Source organism: Kitasatospora sp. NPDC040550, assembly GCF_055594965.1.
Genome location: NZ_JBVIWC010000046.1, coordinates 5,217 through 6,304, shown reverse-complemented (window position 1 = coordinate 6,304; position 1,088 = coordinate 5,217). Strand labels below are relative to the sequence as shown.

The following is a 1,088-nucleotide window of genomic DNA, read 5'->3' as shown; positions in this document are numbered from 1 at the left end:
CGCAGAGGGTTGACCCCCCCCCCCTCTGTTCTTGTCGGGAGGGGAGGGGCGGGACGACGCGCGGGGGCCCGCCGGCGAACCGGCGGGCCCCCGCGCGTCACACCGTCCGTGCTCAGCCCTCCAGGAAGGCCTTGATCGCGCTGGCCAGCAGGTACGGGTCCTCGGCCCCGCACAGCTCGCGCGCGGAGTGCATGGACAGCGCCGCGATGCCGCAGTCCACCGTCTTGATGCCCAGCCGGGCCGCGGTGATCGGACCGATCGTCGTCCCGCAGGGCATCGCGTTGTTGGAGACGAAGCTCTGCCACGGCACGCCGGCCTTCTCGCAGGCGGCCGCGAACACCGCCCGGCCGACCCCGTCGGTCGCGTAGCGGTTGTTGACGTTGACCTTGAGGATCGGCCCGTTGTTCGGCAGCGGGTGGTGGCCCGGCTCGTGCCGCTCGGAGTAGTTCGGGTGGACGGCGTGGCCCATGTCCGAGGACAGGCAGACGGTGCCGGCCAGCGCCCGGGCGCGGTCCTCCGGGGAGCCGCCGCGGGCGTACACCGTGCGGTCCAGCACGTTGCCGAGCAGCGGGCTCTGCGCGCCGGTGTCCGACTCGCTGCCGGTCTCCTCGTGGTCGAAGGCGGCCAGCACCGGGATGTACGGCAGCGCCACCTCGCCCTCGGCGGCGGCGACGGCCACGGCGGCCAGCGCGGCGGTGGCGGCGTGCACCGAGAGCAGGTTGTCCAGCCGCGGGCCGGCCAGCAGCTCGCGGTCACGGCCCAGGTACGAGGCGGGCTGGACGTCGTGGGTCATCAGGTCCCACCCGGCCACGTCCTCGGCGGCCAGCCCGGCCCGCTCGGCGACGTAGCCGATCAGCGAGCCCTCGTCGACCGGGCCGAGGCCCCAGATCGGGGTGATGTGCCGCTGCCGGTCCAGCTTCATGCCGTCGTTGACCTGGCGGTCCAGGTGGATGGCGAGCTGGGGCACGCGCAGCAGCGGGGGGGGGGGGGGGGGGAGGAGCGGGCTGCCTTTCTTTCTACCTAAGCTTTCTGACACGCCGAAGGCGCCGTCCCCCCAAATTTTTGCCAGCCCCCCCCCCCCCCCCTCT

The 1,088-nt window shown here is 73.8% G+C and carries 1 pseudogene; it reads right to left on the bottom strand.

The features are described from left to right. Positions 1–112 precede the first annotated feature (112 nt). Positions 113–979 (bottom strand): annotated as a pseudogene (locus ACZ58X_RS38650) (M18 family aminopeptidase); the annotation flags it as partial. Positions 980–1,088: the final 109 nt, after the last annotated feature.